The 7,663-nt window shown below is 43.5% G+C and carries 7 protein-coding genes and 2 pseudogenes; 8 read left to right on the top strand and 1 reads right to left on the bottom strand.

Annotation, left to right across the window (positions count from 1 at the left end):
• From B4F08_RS16885 to B4F08_RS16850, 8 genes and pseudogenes are all read left to right on the top strand, one after another.
• Window positions 1-188, top strand: a pseudogene (locus tag B4F08_RS16885) (bifunctional 3,4-dihydroxy-2-butanone-4-phosphate synthase/GTP cyclohydrolase II); the annotation flags it as partial.
• 18 nt (window positions 189-206) lie between these two features.
• Window positions 207-677 carry a 6,7-dimethyl-8-ribityllumazine synthase gene (gene ribE / locus B4F08_RS16880; RefSeq protein WP_004684294.1) on the top strand — a complete coding sequence of 157 codons (471 nt, stop codon included), beginning with the start codon at window positions 207-209 and terminating at the stop codon, window positions 675-677.
• A gap of 4 nt (window positions 678-681) precedes the next feature.
• The gene (gene nusB, locus B4F08_RS16875; protein ID WP_058952409.1) at window positions 682-1,137 is read left to right on the top strand and encodes a transcription antitermination factor NusB; all 456 of its coding nucleotides are present in this window, start codon (window positions 682-684) and stop codon (window positions 1,135-1,137) included.
• 12 nt (window positions 1,138-1,149) lie between these two features.
• Complete coding sequence (gene thiL / locus B4F08_RS16870; protein WP_291375479.1) at window positions 1,150-2,067, top strand: thiamine-phosphate kinase; 918 nt, start codon at window positions 1,150-1,152, stop codon at window positions 2,065-2,067.
• Window positions 2,045-2,566 carry a phosphatidylglycerophosphatase A family protein gene (locus B4F08_RS16865; RefSeq protein ID WP_086210691.1) on the top strand — a complete coding sequence of 174 codons (522 nt, stop codon included), beginning with the start codon at window positions 2,045-2,047 and terminating at the stop codon, window positions 2,564-2,566. The genes thiL and B4F08_RS16865 overlap by 23 nt, the downstream gene beginning before the upstream one ends.
• Before the next feature lie 20 nt (window positions 2,567-2,586).
• Window positions 2,587-3,951, top strand: a complete 1,365-nt coding sequence (gene glmU / locus B4F08_RS16860) for a bifunctional UDP-N-acetylglucosamine diphosphorylase/glucosamine-1-phosphate N-acetyltransferase GlmU (protein ID WP_291375477.1) — start codon at window positions 2,587-2,589, stop codon at window positions 3,949-3,951.
• A 12-nt stretch (window positions 3,952-3,963) separates the two neighbouring features.
• Window positions 3,964-5,802 (top strand): glutamine--fructose-6-phosphate transaminase (isomerizing), encoded by a 1,839-nt coding sequence (gene glmS / locus B4F08_RS16855; RefSeq protein WP_291375476.1) that lies wholly within the window; start codon window positions 3,964-3,966, stop codon window positions 5,800-5,802.
• Between the two features lie 53 nt (window positions 5,803-5,855).
• The gene (locus B4F08_RS16850; RefSeq protein ID WP_151706835.1) at window positions 5,856-7,223 is read left to right on the top strand and encodes a phosphomannomutase CpsG; all 1,368 of its coding nucleotides are present in this window, start codon (window positions 5,856-5,858) and stop codon (window positions 7,221-7,223) included.
• A gap of 95 nt (window positions 7,224-7,318) precedes the next feature.
• Here B4F08_RS16850 and B4F08_RS16845 read toward each other — a convergent pair.
• Window positions 7,319-7,588: pseudogene (locus B4F08_RS16845) on the bottom strand (capsule assembly Wzi family protein); the annotation flags it as partial.
• Window positions 7,589-7,663 lie beyond the last annotated feature (75 nt).

Below are 7,663 nucleotides of genomic sequence, written 5' to 3'. Positions count from 1 at the left end.
CACCAAAACCAACCAAATCCAATGCTGCTTTATCTCAGCAGTACCAAACCATTGGGGTTGGCGCACAAATTTTACGTGATTTAGGCGTAGAAAAGATGAAGCTTTTAAGCTCACCTTTACGCTTTAATGCACTCTCTGGGTTTAATTTAGAAGTGGTGGAATATATCACCGCACATCAAACAACTTAAAAAATCATCGAGGTTGCTATGGCAATTCGCCGTATTGAAGGTATGTTACATCTCGCTAGCGAAGGCCGTTATGCGATTTTAGTGGGTCGTTTTAATAGTTTTGTTGTCGAACATCTATTAGAAGGTGCAATTGATACATTGAAACGTCATGGTGTATCAGAGGATAATATCACTGTTGTTCATGCACCAGGCGCGTGGGAACTTCCTGTCGTGGCTAAGAAATTAGTGGCGTCTGAACGCTTTGATGCCATCATTGCACTGGGTGCTGTGATTCGTGGTAGCACACCTCACTTCGACTTTGTTGCAGGTGAATGTGCCAAAGGTTTAGGCGTGGTTGGCCTAGAATCTGGTCTTCCAGTGATTAATGGTGTATTGACTACGGATAGTATCGAACAAGCGATTGAACGCTCGGGTACAAAAGCAGGTAATAAAGGCGGCGAAGCTGCTCTTACTGCAATTGAAATGGTTAACTTGTTAAAGGCTATTTAACGCTATGTCGCAAACATTGCAAGCAACTTATGCAGCAAAACGTAAAGCACGTCGCTTTGCTGTACAAGGAATTTACGAATGGCAGATGAGCCACAATCCAGTCCATGAGATTGAAGCACGTACGCGTGTGGAAAATGCCATGCACAAAGTGGATCTGAGCTATTATCATGAATTGTTAACCCAAGTGGTTGCCAATCATGAAGCATTGGATGCGCTCTTAATCCCTGTGCTTGATCGCGACGTTTCTGCGCTTGACGGCGTTGAACTTGCGACCCTTCGTTTAGGCGCATATGAACTCAAGGAACATCTTGAAATTCCATATCGTGTGGTTTTAGACGAAGCAATCGAGCTTGCTAAACACTTTGGCGGTGCAGACAGCCATAAATACATCAATGGTGTATTAGATCGTTTAGCAACAACTTTACGTGCAGCAGAAAAGCAACAAGCGAACTCACAGTAGTAGATTTGTTGTATGGCTGAGTTTTCGATCATTGATAGCTATTTTAATCGTAAGAGTCCTTATTCTGTCGATTTAGGCGTCGGTGACGACTCAGCCTTGCTCACCCCCCCTCCACAGCAACAATTGGTCATCTGTGCCGATACTCTCGTTGCTGGACGTCACTTCCCGCTTGATACCCGTCCTCATGCGATTGGCTGGAAATCTGTGGCGGTCAATTTATCTGATATCGCCGCAATGGGCGCGAAACCTCAGAGTATTTTACTGGCCTTGAGCTTACCCCAAATTGATCATGACTGGCTTAAAGGCTTTAGTCAGGGTTTATATGATTGTTGCGATCAATTTGGTGTGAGTTTAATTGGTGGAGACACCACCCAAAGCCCACATCTGACCATTTCAGTGACTGCTCTGGGCTGGGTCGATATCGGCCAAGCCGTCACCCGCTCCGCCGCTCAAGTGGGTGATTTAATTTGTGTTAGTGGTACGGTTGGTGATGCCGCCTTCGCACTGCAACACTTGGGCCACCCTCTACAACAACGTTTGGACTACCCTACCCCACGCTGTGAACTGGGCCAAGTACTCAAAGGCTTGGCACATAGTATGATTGACGTCTCCGATGGTTTAGCGCAAGATCTTGGTCATATCCTAAAAGCATCCTGTGTAGGCGCGACCCTACAGCTTGATCAACTGCCCATCAACACCGCTCTACAAGATTTAACACGAGAACAACAATGGCAATATGCTTTGGCGGGTGGCGATGACTATGAATTATGCTTTACAATAAGTCCGCAGAATTATGAAAAACTTTTGCAACAACAAAACCATACTAAGATCAACGTGATTGGAAAAGTTGACGCTCAAAGCGGTCTACGTTTTCAACAAAATGGCTTAGACCATTCATTGCAATTTACTGGATATCAACACTTTGCATAAGCCTCCTATCCTCTTTCGTCAGATGTCTGGGTACGACCGTTTCATCGTGTTTTGCGGTGTAGGTTTTGGCTCAGGACTAGCACCCAAAGCACCAGGAACATTTGGTTCAGCCTTTGCACTGCTGTTCGTCCCAATCTGGCTTGCAATTGGCTTATCCAACACCATTATTGCCATCATCTTCATGTCTCTGATCGGCATTTATATTTGCGGCCATACCGCCAAAGTCATGGGGGTACATGATGATGGACGTATCGTATGGGATGAATTTGCAGGCCAATCCATCACTTTCTTGCCTGTACTGTATTTAGGGCAAATGAATTGGCTGTGGCTGTTGCTTGGTTTTGCCTTATTCCGCTTATTTGACGTATGGAAACCCTGGCCAATTCGTGTCATTGACCAAAAAGTCGATGGTGGTTTCGGCATCATGCTTGATGACATTATTGCTGGTCTTTGGGCAGCACTTTGTATTGGGCTTTATTTTTATTTCACCGTGGCCTAGGCCATTTTTAGGATTAGAACATGTCAACGACTGTTATTATTCTTGCTGCAGGTAAAGGAACGCGTATGCGTTCGACGTTACCCAAAGTGCTACAACCACTTGCAGGGCGTCCTTTACTCGGTCATGTGATTGAAACAGCAAAAAAAATCCACGCTGAAAACATCATTACGATCTATGGTCACGGTGGCGATCGGGTTCAATCAGCTTTTGCAGATCAAGACATTAAATGGGTTGAACAAGCAGAACAACTCGGTACTGGGCATGCGGTACAAATGACCCTGCCCGTTTTACCTCAAGATGGTATTTCCCTCATTCTCTCTGGTGATGTGCCTTGCATTAGCCAGAATACGCTACAAAAACTATTAGATGCATCGGGCCAAACTGGTATCGGCTTAGTCACACTCACTGTGGATGATGCAACAGGCTATGGTCGTATCGTCCGTGAGAATGGTCAGATTCAGGCGATTGTTGAACATAAAGATGCAACAGAGCAACAGCGCCAAATCAAAGAGTTTAATACCGGCATTTACTGTGTGAGCAATGCCAAATTGCACGAATGGTTACCCAAACTCAGCAATAACAATGCGCAAGGCGAATATTACCTGACAGATATTGTGGCAATGGCATTGGCTGATGGTTTGACCGTTGCCTCAGTTGAGCCTGAACAAGCCTTCGAAGTTGAAGGGGTCAATGACCGTATTCAGCTGGCAGCTTTAGAACGCCAGTTCCAAGCAAATCTAGCTAAAAAACTCATGCAACAAGGTGTGCATTTAATTGATCCTAGTCGCTTTGATCTTCGTGGTAACTTAGTCGTTGGACAAGATGTGCGCATTGATATCAATGTCATCATTGAAGGCGAATGCGAATTCGGTGACCATGTAGAAATTGGCGCAGGCTGCATCATTAAAAATACCAAAATCGCGGCAGGCACCAAAGTTCAGCCTTATAGTATTTTTGATCAAGCTATTGTCGGTGAAGATGCGCAGATTGGACCTTTTGCCCGTTTACGCCCAGGTGCCAAACTCGCGGCTGAAGTGCATATTGGCAACTTTGTAGAAGTCAAAAACTCAACAGTCGGTGTCGGGTCTAAAGCCAACCACTTTACCTATTTGGGTGATGCTGAAGTGGGCAGTGGCTCTAATATTGGCGCAGGAACCATTACCTGCAACTATGATGGTGCAAACAAATTTAAAACCATCATTGGCGATCATGCCTTTATTGGTTCAAATAGTGCTTTGGTTGCCCCAGTCACCATTGGCAACGGCGCAACTGTCGGGGCTGGCTCAACCATCACCCGCGATGTCGAAGAAAATAGTTTAGCGGTAGAACGTTCTAAGCAGTTTACGAAAGAAAACTACCAACGTCCGCAAAAGATCAAGAAATAAGAGGAATTTGTTATGTGTGGTATCGTCGGTGGCGTTGCAGAACGTAATATTAGTAATATCCTCATCGAAGGTTTAAAGCGTCTAGAATATCGTGGTTACGACTCTGCGGGCTTAGCTCTCATTAACCAAGGCCATGTTCTACGTGAACGTCGTGTCGGTAAAGTAGCCAATCTGGGTGGTGCGGTTGAAGAATCACAGATTATCGGTTCATTAGGGATTGCACATACTCGCTGGGCAACCCATGGCAAACCAACTGAAAACAATGCACATCCGCATATTTCAGGCAACGTTGCTATCGTACATAATGGCATTATTGAAAACTATCAAGAACTTAAAGATGATCTTGAAGCACGGGGGTATGTATTTACCTCTCAGACCGATACCGAAGTGGTTGCCCACCTGATTCATGATGCATTGAAGTCAACGCCAAGTTTACTTGAAGCAGTCAAACAAGTCGTGCCACAGCTTAAAGGAGCTTATGCTCTCGGTATCGTACATACTGATTATCCAGATGAACTGATTACCGTGCGTGAAGGTTCACCTTTGGTCATTGGGGTGGGTATTGGTGAAAACTTTATCAGCTCAGACCAATTGGCGCTGCTTCCGATTACCAACCGATTTATTTATCTCGAAGAAGGTGATATTGCGCGTCTCACTCGTAATAGCATTGAAATCTTTGTTGATGGTCAATTGGTTCATCGCCCAGTAAAAGAGTTAGATGCGACCGTCAGCAATGCATCAAAAGGCGAATATAAACACTACATGCTCAAAGAAATTTATGAGCAACCTGAAGCGATTCAACAAACCATTTCACAAGCCTTAAATGGCAATGCCCTACGTGAAGATTTCCTTGCGAATGCTGTTGCAGATTTATCTCAAATTCAGCAAATCCAAATCATTGCCTGTGGTACCAGTTACCATGCGGGTATGATTGCAAAATATTGGTTTGAACAGCTCATTGATCTGCCTTGCCAAGTGGAAATCGCGAGTGAATTTCGCTATCGTACACCAGTGATTGTCAATAATACCCTATATGTCTGTATTTCTCAGTCCGGCGAAACAGCAGATACTTTAGCTGCCCTGCGCGATACTCAAAAGCGTGCTACAGCAAAAAGCTTAGACATCATTACGATGACCATTTGCAATGTCGCAACATCTTCCATGGTACGTGAAACCAACCATAGCTTATTAACTCTGGCAGGTCCTGAAATTGGTGTTGCATCCACCAAAGCATTTACCACGCAGCTTGCAGCGCTTATGTTATTGGTACTCAAAATAGGTACGATTAAGAATCGTATCTCTACACAACAGGTGGCTGAGATTACCGCTGGACTTTGGCACTTACCTAAAGTCATTTTAGATACTTTACGGAACGACGCTGAAATTCTCCGCCTCTCTGAACTATTTGTAGAGAAACAGCATTGCTTGTTCCTTGGTCGTGGGACTCACTTCCCTATTGCACTCGAAGGTGCATTGAAACTAAAAGAAATTTCTTATATTCATGCAGAAGGCTATGCAGCTGGCGAACTTAAACACGGCCCACTCGCTTTAGTTGATAATGAGATGCCAGTGGTCATTCTCGCACCGCAAGATGACATGCTCGATAAACTCAAATCCAATATGGAAGAAGTCCAAGCGCGTGGCGGGGAACTCTTTGTCTTTGCCGATGAAAACAGTGGCATCCAAGCCAAAGACCGCCAACATGTGGTCTATGTGCCAAGCATCAGCCCTGTATTAGCTCCGATTGTTTATAGCGTTCCCGTACAGCTCTTGTCCTATCATGTTGCCGTACTTCGAGGAACCGATGTCGATCAGCCTCGAAACTTAGCTAAATCCGTAACTGTTGAATAATAACGTTTAAAGGGCTGACTTCCAGCCCTTTCATTTTTAAATAGGGTAATAAAATGACTTTAACCTGCTTCAAAGCCTACGACATCCGTGGAAAGCTTGGCACAGAACTCAATGAAGATATTGCATATAAAATTGGTCGTGCTTATGGGCAAATTTATCAACCAAAAACAGTTGTGATTGGTGCCGATGTTCGTCTAACCAGTGAAAGCCTTAAACAAGCAACCATTCAGGGTTTAAATGATGCAGGCGTAAATGTTCTTGATCTGGGTATGACAGGTACAGAAGAAGTTTACTTTGGCGCATTCCATTTAGATGTCCAAGGTGGTATTGAAGTAACGGCCAGTCATAACCCTATGGATTACAATGGGATGAAACTGGTTCGCGAGAACTCACGACCAATTAGTGCGGATACAGGTTTAAAAGAGATTCAAGCGCTTGCTGAATCAGGCAACTTTATCGACGCTACTCAAAAGGGGCTTGTAGAAAAATACAATATCCTACCTGAATTTGTAGATCACCTCATGACCTACATTGACCCGAATAAGATTCGCCCAATGAAACTTGTCACCAATGCAGGTAATGGTGCAGCAGGGCATGTAATTGATGCGATAGAAGAAAAATTTAAAGCATTAAATATCCCAGTCGAGTTCATCAAAATCCACCATGAAGCTGATGGCAATTTCCCAAATGGAATCCCTAACCCTATTTTAATCGAAAACCGTGATAGTACCAGCCAAGCAGTACTTAAGCATGGTGCAGATATGGGGATTGCTTGGGATGGGGACTTTGACCGTTGTTTCTTGTTTGATGAAAAAGGCCAATTCATTGAAGGTTATTATATTGTTGGCCTCTTAGCACAAGCCTTTCTACTCAAACAAGCAGGTGAAAAGATTGTGCATGACCCTCGTTTAACCTGGAATACATTAGATATTGTTGAGAAACATCAAGGGATCGCCGTCCAATCTAAATCAGGCCATGCATTCATTAAAGATGTAATGCGTGAGCACAATGCTGTATATGGTGGTGAAATGAGTGCTCACCATTACTTCCGTGATTTTGCTTACTGTGATAGTGGAATGATTCCGTGGTTATTGGCTGTTTCTGTACTATCTGAAACAGGTCAATCTTTATCTTCATTGGTTGAGGATATGATTGCAAAATTCCCGTGCTCAGGTGAAATTAACTTCAAAGTTGCCGATACACAAGTCACCATTCAAAAGATCTTTGATCATTTTGCTGACCAAAATCCAGTAATTGATCAAACTGATGGCGTGAGTTTAGATTTTGGTATTTGGCGCCTAAATGTACGGGCTTCAAATACTGAACCACTATTACGCTTAAACATTGAAAGTGATGCAAGTAAAAACCCTGAACCAATACAAGTCTATGTCGATCAGTTGACCCAACTTATCCAAGCTTAAGCAATATTTAGCCTCAAATAAAAAACCATTCAAACGATTTAACATCGTTTGAATGGTTCATGTATAGATACGTTTTTTAAGAAAGTCTTTTTAACTTAGTAAAATAAAGAGCGATCCAAAGGAATTTCAACCCCTAAAGACACGCCGCTATCTCCACCATACACGTCAGAGTCACTGACCCAACCACTTAATTTCAACGGCGTATTCGGACGAAGATAATGTGTCCACGTTAAATCCAGAGCTTTGATTTCATCTTTTTGTGGAAAAGCATGATTGATTTCAAGTCCTGACTGATTCACTTTTGCCAACAAGATGCGACCATTTAAACGATTCATTTTATCGAAACGAATATCCCCACCTAAAGATTGTATCGGCTTTAAGCGGGGTAAATTCGCCTTCTATAGACATGACACCCTTTTTTTTGATCATATCTAATACAC

Origin of the sequence: Acinetobacter sp. UBA6720 (genome assembly GCF_002454215.1) — a bacterium.
Classification (GTDB): Bacteria; Pseudomonadota; Gammaproteobacteria; order Pseudomonadales; family Moraxellaceae; genus Acinetobacter.
The sequence above is the reverse complement of the archived record's forward strand: the minus strand, read 5'-3'. Positions and strand labels throughout refer to the sequence as shown.

What these genes read in the sequence shown, in the direction of transcription:
- ribE (WP_004684294.1), top strand. Translation starts at nt 207, where the DNA reads ATGGCAATTCGCCGTATTGAAGGTATGTTACATCTCGCTAGCGAAGGC.
- glmU (WP_291375477.1), top strand. Translation starts at nt 2,587, where the DNA reads ATGTCAACGACTGTTATTATTCTTGCTGCAGGTAAAGGAACGCGTATG.
- glmS (WP_291375476.1), top strand. Translation starts at nt 3,964, where the DNA reads ATGTGTGGTATCGTCGGTGGCGTTGCAGAACGTAATATTAGTAATATC.
- thiL (WP_291375479.1), top strand. Translation starts at nt 1,150, where the DNA reads ATGGCTGAGTTTTCGATCATTGATAGCTATTTTAATCGTAAGAGTCCT.
- B4F08_RS16850 (WP_151706835.1), top strand. Translation starts at nt 5,856, where the DNA reads ATGACTTTAACCTGCTTCAAAGCCTACGACATCCGTGGAAAGCTTGGC.
- nusB (WP_058952409.1), top strand. Translation starts at nt 682, where the DNA reads ATGTCGCAAACATTGCAAGCAACTTATGCAGCAAAACGTAAAGCACGT.